Here is a 16,884-nt window from a genome sequence, read left to right as displayed (position 1 = left end):
TCGGCGCAGACGGTTCAGTTGAAGATGCCGCGTCCGCGCAGTGCGTTGATCACCAGCATCACGCCCAGCAGGAACGGCAGCACCACATAGATGCACCAGTGGACGCGGGATCCCAGCACGTCGCCGAAGAGATTCATCAGCGCCTTCAGGCGCGGCATGGCGGACGGATTGGTGGCGCGCTTGTGGTTGACGTGCCAGCCCATCCAGAAAAAGAAGATCGCCGCAGCGACCGACATGAAGTTGATATTACCCATGGTGTATCGAAATCGTTTTCAGGGTCGTGAATCCGGTCAGCGCTTCCATGCCTTTCTCGCGGCCATAGCCTGACTGGCCCATGCCGCCGAAAGGCAGTTCCACGCCGCCGCCGTAGTGGTTGACGAACACCTGTCCCGCGCGCACAGTGCGCGCGAGCCGCAGTTGTCGTGCGCCGTCGCGCGTCCAGATACCGGCCGCCAGGCCATAGGGCGTGCCATTGGCCAGTTGCAGCGCTTCGGCTTCGGTGTCGAACGGCATGGCCGACAGCACCGGGCCGAAGATCTCCTCCTGTGCGACGCGATGCGCAGGCGGCACGTCGCGCAACAGGATCGGCGCCTGATAGTAACCTGACTCGGGCGCATCGGCCACGATTTCGCCCTGCGCCATCACTGCAATGCCCGCATGCTGGGCATCCGAGAGGAAATCCCAGACGCGCTGCTGCTGCTTGCGGTTGATGAGCGGACCGCAGTCCAGGTCCTGTGCCGCAGGACCAACACGCAGGCTCTCGAACACCATGGCAAGACGGTCGAGCAGGGCACCATAGAGCGGCCGTTCCACCAGCAGGCGGCTGCCCGCGGAGCAGGTCTGGCCCGCGCTGGCGACGATACTGTCGACCACCACCGGCACCAGGGCATCGACATCGGCATCGGCGAAGACGATCTGGGGCGACTTGCCGCCGAGTTCGAGCGTCACCGGCATGAAGTGTTCGGCCGCCATCTGCGCAACCACGCGACCCGTTTCCGGCGAGCCCGTGAATGACAGGTGGCCGACACCTGCATGCCGCGCCAGCGCCGCGCCAGCTTCGTGGCCATAACCGGTGACGATGTTCAGCACGCCTTCCGGCAGTTCTGCCTCGGCACAGAGTTCGGCGACGCGCAACAGCGAGAGGCAGGCATCTTCTGCCGGCTTGACGACGCAGCAATTGCCGGCAGCCAGCGCCGCGGCCACGCTGCGACCGAAAATCTGCAAGGGGTAGTTCCACGGCAGGATATGCCCGGTGACGCCATGCGGCTCGCGTACCGTCATCACCGTGCGGCCCGGCGCGCTGGGCAGCGTGTCGCCGTGCAGCTTGTCGACCGCGCCGGCGTAGAACTCGAAATAGCGGATCAACCCGCGCACATCGCGCCGGGCCTGGGCCACGGGTTTGCCGGTGTCGCGCGATTCGAGCGCGGTCAGTTCGGCCTCGTGGGCCGAGAGTACGTGGGCGATGCGCGTCAGCGCCCGTGCACGGGCCAGCGGCGTGAGCGGCGACCACACTGTATCGAACGCCTTGCGGGCCGCATTGACGGCCACATTGATATCCGTGGTGTTGCCGCGGGCGATTTCCGCAAACGGTTGTCCGTCGGACGGATCGAACATTTTGATGCGCAAGCCGGAGTCGGGCGACAGCCACCGGTTGCCAATGAAGTGCTGGGCCTGCATGAGAGCTTCCTGTAAAACGTCCCGCCATTATCGCCCACAATGATGACCGGCCCGCGCGAAGCCGCTACGAAACGACCGGACTGGTCACCAGCCATGTGCGCCGGACGGCGCCCGATGCAGCGATGTCAGCTTCGCGCAAGCCCGAAAAAGCTATAATTCGCCATCCTCAAAACGGCTTCTGGAGAACTGCATGAGCTTCAACCTCGTATCGGCGGGCAAGGACATCCCCAACGACTTCAACGTCATCATCGAAATTTCCGCGCAAAGCGACCCCGTCAAGTACGAAGCCGACAAGGAAACCGGCATGCTGGTGGTGGACCGTTTCATCGGCACCGGCATGCGCTACCCCGCCAACTACGGCTTCATCCCCAAGACCCTGGCCGGTGACGGCGATCCCGTGGATGCGCTGGTGCTCACGCCGTTCCCGCTGATTCCGGGCTGCGTGGTGCGCTGCCGTGCACTCGGCATGCTGAAGATGACCGACGAGGGCGGCGAGGATGCCAAGCTGATCGTCGTGCCGATTAACAAGCTGAGCCCGGCAACCGCGCACATGACCGGCCTGTCGGACGTGTCCCAGAACCTGCTCGACCAGATCAAGCATTTCTTCGAGAACTACAAGGCGCTCGAAGCGGGCAAGTGGGTGAAGGTGGAAGGCTGGGCCGGCATCGAAGAAGCCCACAAGGAAATCGCCGACGGCGTCAAGAACTACAAAGAGTAATTCCCTGCATGCGCCGTCGCCAGCCGGCTCCCCCGGCTGGCGGGCGCAGGCCCATCCACCGGGGCGTGCCCCCGCGTCTAGCTGCGCCGGAACGGCGAGCGCTCGTTTAACTCATCGACATAGGCTGCAACGCCCGGCCGCTCGCGTGCCAGAAAGCGCTCCACCGCATCGGCAAAGTCCGGATGCGCGAGCCAGTGTGCCGAATGGGTCGTCACGGGCAGGAAACCCCGCGCCATCTTGTGCTCGCCCTGCGCGCCGCCTTCGAAGGTGCGGATGCCGGCGGCAATGCAGAATTCCAGTGGCTGGTAGTAGGCCGTTTCAAAATGCAGGCAGGGATGGTGTTCAAGCGCGCCCCAGTAGCGTCCATACAGCGTGCTGCGCTCTGCCGCATGATCGACCACGAGCAGCGAGGCCGCGATGTCGCGGCCCTCACGTTGCGCCACCACCATGTGCAGATGTTCCGGCATGGTCGCGCCGATCTGCTGGAAGAAAGCGAGGTTGAGATAGGGCGTGGAGTGGTGCTCGCGATAGGTCTGCCGATAGCAGCGCTCGAAGAAGATCCAGTCCGTCTCGTTGATCGTTGCGCCCGGCAGGTGGCGGAACGTGATGCCGGCCTCGCGGACCTTGCGGCGTTCGGCGCGGATGTTCTTGCGTTTCTTCTGCTCGAGCGAGGCAAGGAATGCCTCGAAGTCCGCGTACCCAGGATTGGTCCAGTGAAACTGCACCCCTTGGCGCATCAGCATGCCCGCCTGCGCCATGCGCTCGGCTTCCGCAGCTGGCGGATACAGCAGATGCAGCGATGACATGCCACTGCGCTGCGCGGCATCGAGCAGGGTCTCCAGCAAGCTTGACTGCGCAGCCGGATCGGCTGCGATCAAACGGCTGCCTTCCACGGGCGTAAACGGTACCGCTGCCAGCAGCTTGGGGTAGTACGCCAGCCCATGCTCGGCATAGGCATTGGCCCACGCCCAGTCAAACACATACTCGCCGTACGAGTGCATCTTGGCATACAACGGCACCGCCCCGGCGAGCGCCGAGCACGCGGTGTCGTCGGTATTCGCTGCGCGCCAGAGCGTAAGGAACTGCGGGGTCCAGCCGCTGTCTGGCGCCGCACAGCCGGTGGCGTGCAGGGCGTGCAGGAAAGCGTGCTTCAGGAACGGCGTGGGCTGCATGCTGCGGCCGACGAGATCGTCCCAGGCAGCGGCGTCGATTTCGGCGAGGTCCGTGACGATGCGCAGGCGTTCCGTCGGCGGCGCTTCGGTGTCGTTGCTGGTGGCGTTGTCTGCTGTTTCGCCTGCCGTTTTCCCGGCTGTGTAGTCGCCGGTAGTCGCCGATGCATCGGCGGAAGCGGCGGTGGGATGCGGCGACGGTCGGGACTGCTGCATGTGCGGTTGCGAAGTGGAGCGCAGAGGTCAATGACGAGATGCTTCGATGGTACCGGAAAGCCAGTCGCAGCGCCTGTCACACGCGCGAAATGCGGCGTCGATGCTGGCAATTCCATCGGTTACGGGTAGAATCATGGCGTATCCCTGCCGTGTCGTAAGGCGTGTCTGCGCCATGCGGCGCGCCGCCGGCGACGGACATTTCCCAATCTAGACTCCAGGACGCGTTATGAAGCAAATCACCGCCATCATCAAACCCTTCAAGCTGGACGAAGTGCGCGAGGCGCTCGCCGACGTTGGCGTGACGGGCCTCACCGTGACCGAGGTGAAAGGGTTCGGACGCCAGAAGGGTCATACCGAGCTGTACCGCGGCGCGGAGTATGTGGTCGACTTCCTGCCAAAGATCAAGATTGAAGTCGTGGTTGCGGAAAACCAGTGTGAGTCGGTCATCGACGCGGTGGTGAAGGCCGCGCATACCGGCAAGATCGGTGACGGCAAGATCTTCGTCACGGATATCGAACGCGTCATCCGCATTCGTACTGGCGAACAGGACGAAGCCGCCGTCTGAGGCCTGAGCAACAAGCGCCGCAGTGCAGAACGACTGCGGCGCGCCTTCCTCTCACACGACCGGCCTTGCGCCGGTCGCTGCCTGATATCTCACCTTCCGGCTTGATTTCTGCCTGATTCCAGCGCGACTCAATATCCGCGCGCGGGATCGATGATGTTCTCCGGCGCCTGGCCGGCAGAAACGCGCATGATGTTTTCCGCAATCTGCGTTGCCGCCGAGGATGGAATCGCCACCGAGGCCAGGTGGGGTGTGATCAGCACATTCGGCATGCTCCACAGCGGATCCCCTGCGGGCAAGGGCTCGCGTTCGAACACGTCGAGCGTGGCGCCGCCGAGATGGCCGCTCTGGAGCAGTTCCGTGAGCGCCGCCTGATCGACCAGCGCACCGCGTGCCACATTGATGAGCACCGCGCCGCGCGGCAGCTTCTGAAGCCGCGTGCGGTCGAGGATGCCGGCCGTCTGCGGCGTGAGCGGCAGCATCACGACGAGAATGTCGGCCTGTTCCAGCACGGTGTCGAGCGTGTCCAGTCCGGCATGACATTCCACGCCTTCGATCTGCGCCGGGCTGCGCGACCAGCCGAGTACCCGGAATCCCTGGCGTTGCAGTTCATGGGCCGCTTTCGCACCCAGCTGGCCGAGTCCGAGCACGGCGACGCGCGTCTCTTCCGGTGAGCGGGGATGGCGATAGGTCCATTCTCCGCGTCGCTGTGCCTGTTCGAAATACGGGATGTCGCGGGCATGACGCAGCACGGCGAACAGCACATAGCCGGCCATCATGCGCGACATCTGCGGATCGGTGAGGCGCGTGATAGGAATGCCCGGCGGCAGGTCCTGGCGCTTGACCAATGAATCGACACCCGCACCCAGATTAATGATGAGGCGCAGGTTGGTCATGCCGGCAAAGAAATTCTCAGGCGGCTTCCAGGCGAGCACGTAGTGAATATCGGCCGGGTCGGTGATTTCTCTGGAGTGGATGACCTTCAGGTTCGGCAGCTGGGCCTGCAGCGCGCGCTTCCACGTTTCAAAGTCGTCAAAGGCGCTGTAGAAGGCGAGCGTACCGGAGGGGATGGCTTCAGAAATCGGCATCGTGGCAGAGGCTTTGAAAAAAGAGGGCAGGGATGGCAGGGCAGGCGTGGCATGCTGCCACGCCCCATGCGTCGGTCAGGCTGCTGCCTTGCTCTTGCGTACCAGCTGCGCGATGGCTTCGATGGCCAGTTCGTAGCCGTCGCCGCCGAGGCCGGCGATGACGCCATCGGCCACCTTGGAGATATACGAATGGTGGCGGAACGATTCGCGCTTCCAGATGTTGCTCATATGCGTTTCGATGATCTTGCCGGGGAACGACAACAGGGCATCGAGGATGGGCACCGAGGAGTAGGTCAGGCCGGCAGCATTGATGATGATGCCGTCCGCCACGCCGCGCGCTTCCTGGATCCAGTCCACCAGCTGGCCTTCGTAGTTCGACTGCAGGAAGCGGAACTCGGCGTTGATGGAGGCCGCCTTCTGCTCGCAGCGCGATTGCAGCACGGGAAAGCTGTCGCTGCCATACGTCTTGTTGGCGTCCAGGCCATAGAGATTGGCGTTGGGGCCGTTCAGGAACCAGATGGTGATCTTGTCGCTCATGTCTCAACCTTTGTCGTTCGAGCCTGATTGCTCAGGCTTTTGTTGTTCATGCCTCGTCGTTCAAGTTTCATACGGGCGGGTGGCCTGCATCGCCGGCAGGCGCTGGAAAGCTTCGTTCCATCGGGCCGCATTGGCGTGCCCGGCGCGCCAGTCGAACTCGGGGAAACGGAAGTCGAGATACCCCAGTCCGCAGCCAATGGTGATCTCGCCGATGGTTGGCTGTTCGGTCGACAGCTCCGGTGCGATGGCGTCAATCGATGCGAGGCAGGCACTTACCTTGGTCAGTAGTGCTTCGCGCCACGTCGGCCATTGCACTTCCGTGGGCCGTGCCGTCAGTTCGTAGCGTGCGAGCAGCGCTGCGTCGAGCAGGCCGTCGCCAAGGGCCTGGCGTGTCAGGGCTGTCCAGCGTGCCGGACCTGCCGTGGGGAAGATGGACGTACTACCTGCCCGGCTCGCCAGGTATTCGCAGATCACCCGGCTGTCATACAGCGCCTGGCCATCCGCGAGGATCAGTGTCGGCACCTTGGCGAGCGGATTGTGGGCAGCGATGCGCGGATCGCGCCGCACCGGATGGGCCGCGCTGTCCAGCAGTTCGATCTGTTCCACCTGTCCCGTGAGATGGGCACAGGCCATGACCTTGCGCACGAACGGCGAAGTCGGAGCGAAAAGCAGTTTCATTGGCTGGCCGACCTCAGGGAATCAGGACCAGCTTGCCGAACACCTTGCCGCTTTCCAGCGTCACGTGCGAGGCCACCGCTTCCGCCAGCGGGAAGGTGGCGTGAATGCGCGGCTTGATCCGCCCGCTCTTCAGCAGCGGCAGCACATGACGCGTCACGCTTTGGGCCATGCGCGTCTTTTCGTAGTGCGTTTGCGGACGCATGGTCGATGAGTGCAGGCTGATCTGGCGCTGCATCAGCGTGAGCAGTTCGACGGTGACCGCCGAGCCCTGCATGAACGACAGGCTGACATGGCGGCCGCCAAAGGCCATGGCGTCCAGATTGCGGCGCACATAGTCGCCGCCGACGATGTCGATGACCACGTCCACGCCGCGCCCTTCGGTGTACTCCAGGGCAGCCTTGGAGAAATCGGTGGTCGGCCAGCAGATCGTCGCATCGGCGCCCAGGGCGCGCAGTTCGGCAAAACGGGCTTCGTCGTTGTCCGTCACGATGACGGTCGCGCCGGCCGCGCGCGCCATCTGGATGGCGAGCGTGCCGATGCCGCCGGCGGCGCCGTGGATCAGCACGGTTTCGCCCATGGCGAGGCGGCCCAGTTCGAACAGGTTGTGCCACACGGTGAACAGTCCTTCCGGCAGGGCAGCCGCCTCGGCATCGGAAAGATTGTCGGGGGCGATGAACGACTGGTCGACCGGCGCCGTGCACCATGGTGCATAGCCGCCGCCCGGTACCAGGCTCATCAGGCGCTTGCCCATCAGCTGGGTATCCACGCCAGGTCCGCAGGCGACCACGTCGCCGCACACTTCCAGGCCGAGCACATCGGTGATGCCGGGCGCCGGCTTGGCAATGCCCTGCCGCTGCATGATGTCGGGCCGGTTGACGCCGGCGGCGCGTACACGCAGCAGGACTTCGCCGGCCTTGGGTTCGGGCATCGGACGTTCGGCCAGCGTCAGCACGCTGGCGTCGCCGGGTTCACGGGCGATGATGGCTTGCATGGAACGGGGGAGCGTGGTCATGGTGATGTGTTCTCTCAGGCTGCTTTGGCTTCCCGCTTCTGCGGGCTGAAGATGCTGACGCCTTCGGTGGGCAGGACCAGTCCCGCCACGGAGCCGATCGGCCAGCGCTGCATGGCGCCCAGGCCGGCATTGCGGACCGTGACGACCTGGCGGGCCGCCATCGGAATATCCACATCGATGAAGGTATCGATGTGGTCGCCCTGGTAGACGTGATTGATCACCGTTCCGCTCAGGACCGAGCCGGAATGCAGGTTCTCGAGCGTGATGTGTTCCGGGCGCACGTATACGTCGAGCCGTTCCCCGTTGTGCGAGGCATCAGCCAGGCGTGAGCGCGGGAAGCTGACGAGCCCGGAGCCCAGGCGCAGCTGCACCTCGGTTGCCGTCTGGCCGTGGTAGTGCGCGGGCAGGATGTTGACATCGCCGAGGAACGACGCGACGAACGGGTCCTGCGGGCTCTGGTACAGATCCTCGGGCGCAGCGATCTGGCGGATGACACCGCCCGACATCACGGCGATCCGGTCGGACATGGCCAGCGCCTCGCCCTGGTCGTGCGTCACGAACACGGTGGTCAGGCCCAGGCGGCGCTGGATCTCGCGGATCTCGACCTGCATCGAGCCGCGCAGGTTCTTGTCGAGCGCCGAGAACGGCTCGTCCAGCAGCAGCACTTTGGGCTGGATCACCAGTGCGCGCGCCAGCGCGACACGTTGCTGCTGGCCGCCCGATAGTTCGCGGGGCTTGCGGTGGCCGAGCCCGTCGAGTTTCACCATGCCCATTGCCTGCTTCACGCGCTGGGCGATTTCATCCTTGCCCACACCCCGCATGCGCAGGCCATAGCCGATGTTTTTCTCGACGGTCATGTGCGGGAACAGCGCGTAGTTCTGGAACACAATGCCGATCTGCCGCTTGTGCGGCGGCTCGCTGGTAACCGGCTGGCCGTCGATAAAGATCTCGCCGGTATTGGCTTCCGCAAAGCCGGCGATGAGATTCAGGAGGGTCGTCTTGCCGCAGCCGGACGGGCCCAGCAATGTGAGGAATTCCCCGCGACGGATGTTCAGTGAGAGCTCATGCAGCACCGTGAGATCGTGGTACTTCTTGACCACCCGTTGCAGGCTGACGGCAGTATCGGCCTGGGGGTCGTTGTGCTGGGCGGCAGGTGCGGAGTTGGCGACGTTCATGGTTGTACGCTGAAGAAAAAGTAAGCCGTGCGGCAGGCCGCGGCCAAAGGCGTCGGGCGGCCCGGTACTGGCTGGCAGGATACGGCAAACCGCCGGCATCCTGCCTTTGCGGAAACTGATGTGGTCCCTCGGAAAAAACGAAATGCCGGTCGCGGGGCGCAGCCATGGGTCCTCCCACCGCCTGGAATGCCTTGTTACAGGCGGGTATCAGGGAAAACCGCAGGTCTTGGCCGGCGCTTTACTTTTTCCTAAGCCCTGAGTCTGAAAAACGTGATTCTCAAACGATGCGGGCTTCATCAAACTGGCCGCCATCGATCGGACATTTTGCCATGGCGCCAGCGCGCCTCGCCGTCGATGCTTCCGCGCCGCGCGATTGCCCGGGGCGATTATTTCTAGGAAATTCAAATGTCAGTGGAAAAAATCAACACCGTTGTGGTCGGAGCTGGCCAGGCAGGCATCGCCATGAGCGAGCATCTTGCCCAGATGGGCGTGCCCCATGTCGTGCTGGAGCGTAGCCGGATCGCAGAACGCTGGCGTTCGGAACGTTGGGATTCTCTGGTCGCGAACGGGCCGGCCTGGCATGACCGCTTTCCGGGATTGAAATTCGAGGGCATCTCGCCCGAGGCTTTTCCGCCGAAGGAGCGCATGGCGCAGTACTTCGAAGACTACGCCAAGATGCTGAAGGCGCCGGTGCGTACTGGCGTGGAAGTCAAACTGGTGGAACGCCACCAGGGCCGCCCTGGCTTCAAGGTCACGACGTCCGAAGGCGTGATCGAAGCCGCCAACGTAGTGGCTGCGACCGGTCCGTTCCAGATCCCGGCCTATCCGCACATCGTGCCGGAAACCGAAAAGGTTCACCAGCTGCATTCCTCCGCCTACAAGAACCCGGGCCAACTGCCGGAAGGCGCGGTACTGGTGGTGGGCGCTGGCGCGTCGGGCTCGCAGATCGCCGAAGAACTGCGCCAGGCCGGCAAGACCGTGTATCTGTCGGTGGGCGAGCATTATCGGCCGCCGCGCTCGTACCGTGGCCGTGACTACGTATGGTGGCTGGGTGCACTCGGCCTGTGGGACGAGGTGAAGATCCGCCCGAAGAAGGCGCACGTCGCGTTTGCCGTGAGCGGCTACGAAGGCGGCAAGACCGTGGATTTCCGCCGTCTGGCGCATTCGGGTATCAATCTGGTCGGCCTGACCCAGTCCTACAAGGATGGCGTCATCACGTTCGAACCGGGCCTGCCCGAGAACATCGCCGAGGGCGACCGTGCCTACTTCGACGTGCTGCGCGAAGCGGATGAGTACATCGCCGAAAACGGCCTCGACTTCCCGCCGGAACCCGAGGCCTGGAAACTGCTGCCGGATCCGGAATGCCTGACGAACCCGATCCTCAGCCTGAACCTCGCCGAAGCCGGTATCACCACAATTCTGTGGGCCACGGGCTTCAAGTTCGATTTCAAGTGGCTGAACGTGAAGAACGCCTTCGACGAGAATGGCAATCCCTTCCACAAGCGCGGTATCTCGGCGGAGGGCGGCATTTATTTCCTGGGTCTGCCGAACCTGGTCAACCGTGCTTCGTCGTTCATCTACGGCGTGTGGCACGATGCGAAATACATCGCTGACCACATCGTGCTGCAAAACGGCTACTACACTTATGACCGGTCGTAAGGCCGTGTTTAACGCCGCGTGATGACCCGACAGTCGTAACGGGCCGCACGCACGGGCTGCCGGATCGACATGATCCGGCAGCTTTTTGTTTTTTTCAGGGGGAGCGTTCCATGGCCGAAATGACGTGCATTGAAGACCTGCGCCGCGTGGCGAGAAAGCGCGTGCCGCGCATGTTCTACGACTACGTCGATGGCGGCTCTTGGACCGAATATACCTATCGCGCCAACGAGGCGGATTTCCAGCGCCTCGAATTCCGCCAGCGCGTGGCCGTCGACATCACCGAGCGCAGCACTGCGACCACCATGGTGGGCCAGCCGGTCAGCATGCCGGTGGCGATCGCCCCGACCGGGCTGACCGGCATGCAGTACGCCGACGGCGAAATCCTGGCGGCGCGCGCAGCCAAGAAGCATGGCATTCCGTTCACGCTGTCCACCATGAGCATCTGCCCGATCGAGGCGGTAGCCGAGGCAACCGGACGCCATCCGTTCTGGTTCCAGCTGTACGTGCTGCGCGACAAGAGCTTTGTCGAGAACCTGATCGACCGCGCCAAGGCCGCCAATTGCTCGGCGCTGGTCGTGACCATGGATCTGCAGGTATTCGGCCAGCGCCACAAGGACAAGAAGAACGGCCTGTCCACGCCGCCCAAGCCGACGTTGCGTAATCTCCTGAATCTCGCCACCAAGCCGCGCTGGTGCCTGGGCATGCTCGGCACCAAGCACCGCCATTTCGGCAATATCGTCGGCCATGCCAAGGGGGTCGACAACATCGGCTCGCTGGTGGAGTGGACCCGTGAACAGTTCGATCCGCGCCTGTCGTGGCAGGACGTGGAGTGGATCAAGAAGCACTGGGGCGGCAAGCTGATCGTCAAGGGCATCCAGGATCCGGAGGATGCGCGGCTGGCCGTGGAGAGCGGCGCCGACGCCATCATCGTATCGAACCACGGCGGGCGTCAGCTGGACGGCGCCGCATCCTCCATCTCCACCCTGCCGCGTATCGTGGCAGCGGTCGGCGATCGTGTGGAAGTGCACATGGACGGCGGGATTCGTTCGGGCCAGGACGTGCTGCGCGCCATCGCGCTTGGGGCGCGGGGCACCTATATTGGCCGCGCCATGATGTATGGCCTGGGTGCGTTCGGCGAGCGGGGCGTGACAACCGCACTGGAGATCATCCGCAACGAGCTGGATCTCTCCATGGCATTCTGTGGCAAGACCGACATCCGCGAAGTCAATCGCGGCATCCTGCTGAATCCCTACTGAACTTGCGGGGCAGGCATGGCGGCACGTCGGTGCCATGCACCGGACATGCCGCCCCCGGTTCAGTTCACTTGCAGAGGAAGTCGACGAGGCCGGCCAGCATACGGTCGCAGGCTTCAATCTGCGTCAGTTCCACATACTCGTCCGCCTTGTGCGCGACCTCGATGCTGCCAGGGCCGCAGATCAGTACCGGGGTCTCGTTCCAGCTTTGCTTGAACAGGCCGCCTTCGCTACCGTAATCCACCTTGGTGCATGGCGTACCAGGCGGAAGCAGGGAGACGAGCAGGTCGACGGCGGGCGAATCCTCCCGCGTGTTCAGGCTCGGGTAGCTGTTGGTCATCTGGATTTCCGGCAGGGGGGCCGCGGGGTCCAGGGCCTCGTTCTGCACGCGCGCGGTCAGCCGCTCCAGGATGCGCTGCAGGATCGCCTCGGGCTTGTCTTCCGACACATTGCGGATCTCGAAACTCACCTCGCATTCGCTCGGCACGATATTCAGCGCGCGGCCGCCCTTGATCACGCCCGCATGGACCGTGGTGTAAGGCACACCGTAGCCTTCCTCGCGCGGGCCGCTCTCCGCCAGTTCGCGCTGCACGTCGCGCATCGAGGCCACCAGGTCGCTGGCCATGTGAATGGCATTGAAGAAGCGCGGAGCGAGGCCCGAGTGACCAGCCTGGCCGCAGCATACCGCGCGGTATGCCGCCTTGCCCTTGTGACCCGTGCCGATGCGCATCAGGGTCGGTTCGCCGACGATGCACAAGTATGGTGCGGGCAGCGAACCCTCCAGGCGGCGCAGCAGGTGGCGCACGCCCACGCAACCGATTTCCTCGTCGAAGGACAGTGCCAGCTGCAAGGGGCGCTTCAGGGGGCGCTTGGCGGCTGCCACCATGGCCATGATGGCGCAGGCGACGAATCCTTTCATGTCGGACGTGCCGCGGCCATAGATGCGCCCATCCCGGTGCGTTGCCTCAAAAGGGGGCGAAGTCCACGGCTGGCCTTCGACCGGCACCACATCGGTGTGGCCGGAGAGCAGGACGCCGGGCACGCCTTCTGGCCCCACCGTGGCGAACAGGTTGGAGCGGGTAGGGTCCTCTGGATCGGGAGCCAGCGTCGACGCGATGCCGGCTTCCGCCAGGATTTCCTGGACCTTGTGAATGAGTCCAATGTTCGGTGTCAGGGACACCGAGGCAAAGGAAACGAGGGTTTCCAGTAGTGAGACGCTTGTGGAGGGAGTCTTATTTTCCATGTTTGGCCTTTGGGGAGGGCGGCGCCGGATGCGGTGCTCAATACGGCATCGCACGGTGTGGCTGGCGCTTCAGGGCGCTGGCCCTAATAAATGTGGATCGAAGAAGCTCGGTGCGCTCATGCCCGGGATGTACTGGTCGGAGATGTAGGCACGGCAGCGCTCCATGAACATCCGCGTCAGCTTCGACTGCTTCATCGGCTTGTACGTCGCCAGGCCGAGTAGCATGGGCCTGTGGTTGCCGACCAGGCGGACGCGCACCATGCGCTTGCCGTCGAGCGATTGGTTGGACTTGGGGCGCACGTTGAAAAGCGTGTAGCCGATCCCGTTGGCGACCATTGAGCGGACCGTTTCCGCGGACTGCGAACGCGCCACGATGTTCGGCGTCACGCCGGCCTGTTCGAATAGCGAAGCGAAATAGTCGCGGCTCATCGGCAGGTCGAGCAGGACGTACGGCTGGGGTGCCAGTTCCTCGAAGGAGACGACTTTCTGCTGCGCCAGCGGGTGGACCTCGCTCACTAGCACATAGGGTGGCAGCGTGGCCAGGCTCTCGAACTCGATGTCATCGCTCAGGTGTAGGTCGTACGTGAGCGCCACATCGATCTCGAGCGCATGGAGCTTGTTCATGAGGACTTCCTGGTCGCCCTCGACCATCTGCAGGTCGATTTTCTCGAAGGCGCGGGAAAAGCCGAAGATGATTTCCGGTGCGATCATGGCTGTGAGCGAATGAAAGCTGCCCACCCGCAGGCTACCCTGAACCACATCGCTCGAATCCGAGGCGATTTCGTAGAGTTGCGACGACCGCTCGAGCACATCTTCACAATGCTGCAGGACTTGCATGCCGATGGTGGTCAGGCCGAGGCCCTTGGACGGATGGCGCACGAATAGCTGCACGCCGAGTTCCGCCTCGATGTGGGCAATGGCCGCGGAGATCGAGGGGGACGAGATATGGATCTGGGTCGACGCGGCGGCGATGCTGCCATGTTTCGCCGTCGCGACGAAATATTCCATCTGGCGCAGGGAAATGCGATTGAGCATGTCGGGGTCAAGAAAAGGTCAACGATCCAGTGTACTGGAGAACGTTGGCCCTTTCGAGCGCCGACGGTCCGGCCGGCGCCGCCGCAATACCGTGCGACGCGTCGGTCCGCTCAGAGATTTCCGGGCACACCGAAGCTGGGCGCAGCGCGCGGATCGAGCGCTCGCGTGATGTAGGCCTGCTGTTGCGGGGCGTACACCTGCCAGGTGGCGTAGAGCGCCTGGACCGGGTCGTTTTCCACCCAATCAAGGCGCAGGTCAACGACAGGCCAGTTCTGCGCATCGTAGACCAGCAGGCCGGCCGAATGCACCGGACCTTCCTCGCCACCGGCAGCCTGGCCGGCCAGCATCGCCTGCATCAGTCGTTCCGCCAGCGCGCCTTCGGCTTGCTCGAAGGCTGTCAGCATGGCTTGCGGTACGTCGCGCGTGGCCAGCATGTTGCCAGCACAGGCAGCGTGCGTGCCGGTGGCGCTGGCCAGGGTGCCCAGGCACTGCGCGCCGGTGAAGATCACTGGCGGGTTGTGTGCGTCGATGGCCATGAGCTGGCGGTATTCGACGAAGGGACGTTTCTGCAGCTCGGCGATGGCCTGTTCCGGCGTCAGGCCGCTGGCCATCAGGTCGAGGGCGAGCGGACCCAGATCCGGATCGGTGATGTTCTGGCTGGCGGCTGCGCCGACGCCCTTGCGGCCGCGGATGCAGCGCGAGGCGACCGCCGGCGAGGAGGACGCCACGGCGGCACCAAACTGGCCGGTGGCCGGGCAGCGTGCGATGATGGAAAAGGTCATGGCAGCTCGGTCAGGAATCTCAGTCGGGAATCACAGCGGTGGCATCGATCTCGACCAGCCATTCGGGGCGAGCCAGGGCCGATACCACGATGCCGGTCGATACCGGGAACACGCCCTTCAGCCAGCGACCGACGACGCGATACACGGCCTCGCGGTAGCGCGGGTCGATGATATAGATGGTGATCTTGCAGATGTCCTCGAGTTCACCGCCGGCTTCCTTGAGCAGCATGGCGATGTTGGCCATGGCCTGTTCCGCCTGACCGGCGACATCGCCGATGCATACGCTTTCCGAGGTGTCGAGGTTCTGGCCGATCTGTCCGCGCAGGAAAACCGTGCGGCCCCGTGCGACAACAGCCTGGCACAGATCATTGTCCAGTTTCTGTTCGGGATAGGTATCTTTCGTATTGAAGGTGCGGATGCGGGTATGCTTCATGATCGCTTCAGGTCGATTAAACAGATGGCGGGACGTGTTGGCGGGCGATGTGCCCCGCATGCATGGTCATCTGCACCGCCTGATGGCGCCATTTGTTTTTTCTGGCTGGCGGTTTAGGAATTTCCGAATCCTGCTTTGCCACAGTCGGCGGATCGGGGTTTGCCCTCATATGCCATGCGGCGGGGTGGGGTACTCTGGCATTCGATCCCCGGTGGGTTCCGGCCTGCGGGGCCCTCAGGCAACCCCATCAGGAAATGTGAGGCACCCGTAAGAAAAAGCCGACTTTCCCGCATGGCACGGCTTTCACATCATAGGCTCCGTAATTCAGCGGAATTGCATCGGGTCGTTGCGCGAAATTGCCGTGGTTGTGGCGTGATTCTTGCGTCGCATCAGCGGGCACTGCATGATGCGTTGCATGGCACGTTCCCACGTATTCCAGTTCTGCCAGAATGTTTATCTTTCGATTGGGGGTAGTAAATGACGATTCGCAAGCTTTTGACACTTTGCGCACTCTCCGCCACGCTCACCAGCACGGCGGCATGGGCTCAGGAAGCCTTGGTGGTCAGCACCTGGGGTGGCAGTTTCCGTGACCTGATCGATGAGAGCATCGGCAAGGAATTCACGCGCCAGACCGGCGTACCGGTCCGCTACGTGACGGGCGGCACCATCGACCGCCTGAACAAGGCGAAGCTCGCCTCCAAGCCTGAGAGCGACGTGACCTTCACGACGTCGCACGTCGGCTGGCTCTATGTCAACGGCAATCTCTTCGAGAAGCTGGACACGAGCAAGCTCCCGAACTACAAGCATCTGGTCGAGCGCGCCAAGATCAGCCCGTACCACATCGGTAGCTGGGCCTACGTTTACACAATCGGTTATCGCGCTGACATGGTGCCGCCGAGCATCAAGTTCGACAGCTGGAACGATTTGTGGAATCCGGCGCTCAAGGGCAAGCTGGGTGCACCCGATTTCGATCCGAGCCACCTGGTTGCGGTCTCGGCACTGCTCTCGGGCGGTGATGCCAAGTCTTGGGAAAAAGGTCAGGAAAAGCTGAAATCGCTGAAGCCGAACTTCAAGGCTTTCTACACCAATGACGCCAACTCGCAGCAGCTCATCTCCTCGGGCGAAACGCCGGTGCAGGTGGTCCTGTCCATCAACGCGTATCACATGGTGAGCCAGGGCGTGCCCATCAAGCTGGTGACGCCGAAGGAAGGCGCGGTGCTTGGTATCGATACCATGGCCATCACCAAGGGCTCGACCAAGGCCGACCTCGCGTACAAGTTCATGAACATCGCGTTGTCGCCGGAAGTCCAGTCGAAGATCGTGGCGCTGAAGAAGGCCAGCCCGGTGGTCGACGATGCCAAGGTCTCGGCGGAAGATGCCAAGCTGCCGGGCGTGTTTACCACGAAGGAGCAGTGGGACAAGGCCATCCTCATTGACCACAAGCTGCGCGCCGAGAAGACGGCCGAATGGCGCAAGTGGTTCACCGAAAACATGATGAACTGATGCGGTATAGAGCGTGTCAGGCCTGCTTCCCGTGCTCGCGGGCACGTAACAGGGCCTGACGCGCCGCAGGATATCGAGGGAGGATCGATGTGGCTGTCGCCGCGCCGATCCTCCCTCGCCGATTGAGCCTCTGGAATAAGTCAT

17 protein-coding genes are annotated in these 16,884 nt (G+C 63.4%); 5 read left to right on the top strand and 12 right to left on the bottom strand.

All coding sequences use genetic code 11. The features are described 5' to 3' along the window. Positions 1–14 precede the first annotated feature (14 nt). Both ACQ3C8_RS10400 and ACQ3C8_RS10395 read right to left on the bottom strand, forming a co-directional pair. Complete coding sequence (locus ACQ3C8_RS10400) at positions 15–254, bottom strand: hypothetical protein (protein WP_009523123.1); 240 nt, start codon at positions 252–254, stop codon at positions 15–17. Further along, a complete protein-coding gene (locus ACQ3C8_RS10395) occupies positions 247–1,677 on the bottom strand; it encodes an aldehyde dehydrogenase family protein (protein ID WP_428851517.1) in 1,431 nt (476 codons plus the stop codon). The genes ACQ3C8_RS10400 and ACQ3C8_RS10395 overlap by 8 nt, the downstream gene beginning before the upstream one ends. A gap of 190 nt (positions 1,678–1,867) precedes the next feature. On the opposite strand from ACQ3C8_RS10395, the gene ppa reads away from it, so the two are divergent. After that, a complete protein-coding gene (gene ppa / locus ACQ3C8_RS10390; RefSeq protein ID WP_009523121.1) occupies positions 1,868–2,395 on the top strand; it encodes an inorganic diphosphatase in 528 nt (175 codons plus the stop codon). A 77-nt stretch (positions 2,396–2,472) separates the two neighbouring features. On the opposite strand, the gene ACQ3C8_RS10385 is transcribed toward ppa, so the two are convergent. Continuing rightward, entirely contained in the window at positions 2,473–3,780 is a 1,308-nt protein-coding gene (locus ACQ3C8_RS10385; RefSeq protein WP_428851516.1) for a GNAT family N-acetyltransferase, read from the bottom strand. 226 nt (positions 3,781–4,006) lie between these two features. On the opposite strand from ACQ3C8_RS10385, the gene glnK reads away from it, so the two are divergent. Then, entirely contained in the window at positions 4,007–4,345 is a 339-nt protein-coding gene (glnK, locus tag ACQ3C8_RS10380; protein WP_009523119.1) for a P-II family nitrogen regulator, read from the top strand. 128 nt (positions 4,346–4,473) lie between these two features. Here glnK and ACQ3C8_RS10375 read toward each other — a convergent pair whose 3' ends face one another. The 5 genes from ACQ3C8_RS10375 to ACQ3C8_RS10355 form a co-directional block, all read right to left on the bottom strand. Then, the gene (locus ACQ3C8_RS10375) at positions 4,474–5,430 is read right to left on the bottom strand and encodes a 2-hydroxyacid dehydrogenase (RefSeq protein ID WP_428851515.1); all 957 of its coding nucleotides are present in this window, start codon (positions 5,428–5,430) and stop codon (positions 4,474–4,476) included. Between the two features lie 75 nt (positions 5,431–5,505). After that, the gene (locus ACQ3C8_RS10370) at positions 5,506–5,967 is read right to left on the bottom strand and encodes a type II 3-dehydroquinate dehydratase (protein ID WP_009523117.1); all 462 of its coding nucleotides are present in this window, start codon (positions 5,965–5,967) and stop codon (positions 5,506–5,508) included. A 60-nt stretch (positions 5,968–6,027) separates the two neighbouring features. Further along, entirely contained in the window at positions 6,028–6,645 is a 618-nt protein-coding gene (locus ACQ3C8_RS10365; protein ID WP_428851514.1) for a glutathione S-transferase, read from the bottom strand. A 13-nt stretch (positions 6,646–6,658) separates the two neighbouring features. Further along, complete coding sequence (locus ACQ3C8_RS10360) at positions 6,659–7,657, bottom strand: NAD(P)H-quinone oxidoreductase (RefSeq protein WP_428851513.1); 999 nt, start codon at positions 7,655–7,657, stop codon at positions 6,659–6,661. Positions 7,658–7,671: 14 nt separating this feature from the next. Beyond that, positions 7,672–8,832: an ABC transporter ATP-binding protein gene (locus ACQ3C8_RS10355; RefSeq protein WP_428851512.1), complete on the bottom strand. Its 1,161-nt coding sequence runs from the start codon at positions 8,830–8,832 to the stop codon at positions 7,672–7,674. 405 nt (positions 8,833–9,237) lie between these two features. On the opposite strand from ACQ3C8_RS10355, the gene ACQ3C8_RS10350 reads away from it, so the two are divergent. Together ACQ3C8_RS10350 and ACQ3C8_RS10345 are read left to right on the top strand one after the other, a co-directional pair. Next, positions 9,238–10,491, top strand: a complete 1,254-nt coding sequence (locus tag ACQ3C8_RS10350) for a flavin-containing monooxygenase (RefSeq protein ID WP_428851511.1) — start codon at positions 9,238–9,240, stop codon at positions 10,489–10,491. A gap of 110 nt (positions 10,492–10,601) precedes the next feature. After that, positions 10,602–11,747, top strand: a complete 1,146-nt coding sequence (locus tag ACQ3C8_RS10345; RefSeq protein WP_428851510.1) for an alpha-hydroxy acid oxidase — start codon at positions 10,602–10,604, stop codon at positions 11,745–11,747. A gap of 64 nt (positions 11,748–11,811) precedes the next feature. Here ACQ3C8_RS10345 and argE read toward each other — a convergent pair whose 3' ends face one another. The 4 genes from argE to ACQ3C8_RS10325 all read right to left on the bottom strand — a co-directional run bounded on the left by argE (position 11,812) and on the right by ACQ3C8_RS10325 (position 15,237). After that, positions 11,812–12,987 (bottom strand): acetylornithine deacetylase, encoded by a 1,176-nt coding sequence (argE, locus tag ACQ3C8_RS10340; protein ID WP_009523111.1) that lies wholly within the window; start codon positions 12,985–12,987, stop codon positions 11,812–11,814. A 69-nt stretch (positions 12,988–13,056) separates the two neighbouring features. Next, on the bottom strand, positions 13,057–14,022 hold the full coding sequence (locus ACQ3C8_RS10335; RefSeq protein WP_009523110.1) for a LysR family transcriptional regulator: 966 nt from the start codon (positions 14,020–14,022) through the stop codon (positions 13,057–13,059). Between the two features lie 110 nt (positions 14,023–14,132). Further along, positions 14,133–14,804: a DUF1028 domain-containing protein gene (locus ACQ3C8_RS10330; protein WP_009523109.1), complete on the bottom strand. Its 672-nt coding sequence runs from the start codon at positions 14,802–14,804 to the stop codon at positions 14,133–14,135. A 19-nt stretch (positions 14,805–14,823) separates the two neighbouring features. Next, entirely contained in the window at positions 14,824–15,237 is a 414-nt protein-coding gene (locus tag ACQ3C8_RS10325; RefSeq protein ID WP_009523108.1) for a RidA family protein, read from the bottom strand. 477 nt (positions 15,238–15,714) lie between these two features. Between ACQ3C8_RS10325 and ACQ3C8_RS10320 the strand changes: the two genes are divergently transcribed. Beyond that, a complete protein-coding gene (locus ACQ3C8_RS10320; RefSeq protein WP_009523106.1) occupies positions 15,715–16,740 on the top strand; it encodes an ABC transporter substrate-binding protein in 1,026 nt (341 codons plus the stop codon). Positions 16,741–16,884: the final 144 nt, after the last annotated feature.

Origin of the sequence: Imbroritus primus (genome assembly GCF_964332355.1) — a bacterium.
Lineage (GTDB): Bacteria > Pseudomonadota > Gammaproteobacteria > Burkholderiales > Burkholderiaceae > Imbroritus > Imbroritus primus.
Note: the sequence above shows the minus strand (reverse complement) of the source record. Positions and strands in the feature narration are given on the sequence as shown.

Bases quoted from the DNA above. Each gene is read 5' to 3' on its own strand.
- ACQ3C8_RS10400 (WP_009523123.1), bottom strand. From the start codon at position 254: ATGGGTAATATCAACTTCATGTCGGTCGCTGCGGCGATCTTCTTTTTC.
- ACQ3C8_RS10395 (WP_428851517.1), bottom strand. From the start codon at position 1,677: ATGCAGGCCCAGCACTTCATTGGCAACCGGTGGCTGTCGCCCGACTCC.
- ppa (WP_009523121.1), top strand. From the start codon at position 1,868: ATGAGCTTCAACCTCGTATCGGCGGGCAAGGACATCCCCAACGACTTC.
- ACQ3C8_RS10385 (WP_428851516.1), bottom strand. From the start codon at position 3,780: ATGCAGCAGTCCCGACCGTCGCCGCATCCCACCGCCGCTTCCGCCGAT.
- glnK (WP_009523119.1), top strand. From the start codon at position 4,007: ATGAAGCAAATCACCGCCATCATCAAACCCTTCAAGCTGGACGAAGTG.
- ACQ3C8_RS10375 (WP_428851515.1), bottom strand. From the start codon at position 5,430: ATGCCGATTTCTGAAGCCATCCCCTCCGGTACGCTCGCCTTCTACAGC.
- ACQ3C8_RS10370 (WP_009523117.1), bottom strand. From the start codon at position 5,967: ATGAGCGACAAGATCACCATCTGGTTCCTGAACGGCCCCAACGCCAAT.
- ACQ3C8_RS10365 (WP_428851514.1), bottom strand. From the start codon at position 6,645: ATGAAACTGCTTTTCGCTCCGACTTCGCCGTTCGTGCGCAAGGTCATG.
- ACQ3C8_RS10360 (WP_428851513.1), bottom strand. From the start codon at position 7,657: ATGACCACGCTCCCCCGTTCCATGCAAGCCATCATCGCCCGTGAACCC.
- ACQ3C8_RS10355 (WP_428851512.1), bottom strand. From the start codon at position 8,832: ATGAACGTCGCCAACTCCGCACCTGCCGCCCAGCACAACGACCCCCAG.
- ACQ3C8_RS10350 (WP_428851511.1), top strand. From the start codon at position 9,238: ATGTCAGTGGAAAAAATCAACACCGTTGTGGTCGGAGCTGGCCAGGCA.
- ACQ3C8_RS10345 (WP_428851510.1), top strand. From the start codon at position 10,602: ATGGCCGAAATGACGTGCATTGAAGACCTGCGCCGCGTGGCGAGAAAG.
- argE (WP_009523111.1), bottom strand. From the start codon at position 12,987: ATGGAAAATAAGACTCCCTCCACAAGCGTCTCACTACTGGAAACCCTC.
- ACQ3C8_RS10335 (WP_009523110.1), bottom strand. From the start codon at position 14,022: ATGCTCAATCGCATTTCCCTGCGCCAGATGGAATATTTCGTCGCGACG.
- ACQ3C8_RS10330 (WP_009523109.1), bottom strand. From the start codon at position 14,804: ATGACCTTTTCCATCATCGCACGCTGCCCGGCCACCGGCCAGTTTGGT.
- ACQ3C8_RS10325 (WP_009523108.1), bottom strand. From the start codon at position 15,237: ATGAAGCATACCCGCATCCGCACCTTCAATACGAAAGATACCTATCCC.
- ACQ3C8_RS10320 (WP_009523106.1), top strand. From the start codon at position 15,715: ATGACGATTCGCAAGCTTTTGACACTTTGCGCACTCTCCGCCACGCTC.